Origin of the sequence: Streptomyces doebereineriae (assembly GCF_031845645.1) — a bacterium.
GTDB classification, from domain to species: Bacteria; Actinomycetota; Actinomycetes; order Streptomycetales; family Streptomycetaceae; genus Streptomyces; species Streptomyces canus.
Genome location: NZ_JAVREZ010000468.1, coordinates 1 through 417 on the forward strand (window position 1 = coordinate 1; position 417 = coordinate 417).

Annotated in this window: 1 pseudogene; it reads right to left on the reverse strand. The window is 72.7% G+C overall.

Features of this window, described 5'->3' with window-relative positions:
• A pseudogene (locus RNB18_RS52815) lies at nt 1-417 on the reverse strand (FadR/GntR family transcriptional regulator); the annotation flags it as partial.

Here is a 417-nt window from a genome sequence, read left to right on the forward strand (position 1 = left end):
GTCTCCGCGTCCCCCGCCCGGATCGCCTCCACCAGCCGCGCGTGATCCATATGGTTCTCGGGGCGCAGCTCGGGACCCACGTCACCGCGCAGATACTCGCGCAGCAGATCCCCCAGGTCCGCGTAGAGCTCGGTCAGGACGTCGTTGTGCGAGGCCGCGACCACCGCCAGGTGCAGCGTCGCATCGGCCGCGACGAACGCCTCCGCGTCCCCCGAGGCCCACGCCTCTTCCCGGCGCGCCATCAGCGTGTCGAGGTGCCGCAGATCACGCTCGGTACGGCGTACGGCGGCGAGCCGCGCGGCCGACGACTACAGCGTCGAGCGCAGCTCCGCGATGTGGCGCGGATCGGCGGCGGCGAAGCGGCGGTGCATCACCCCGGCCAGCTCGCTCGTGGCGATCACATAGGTGCCCGAGCCC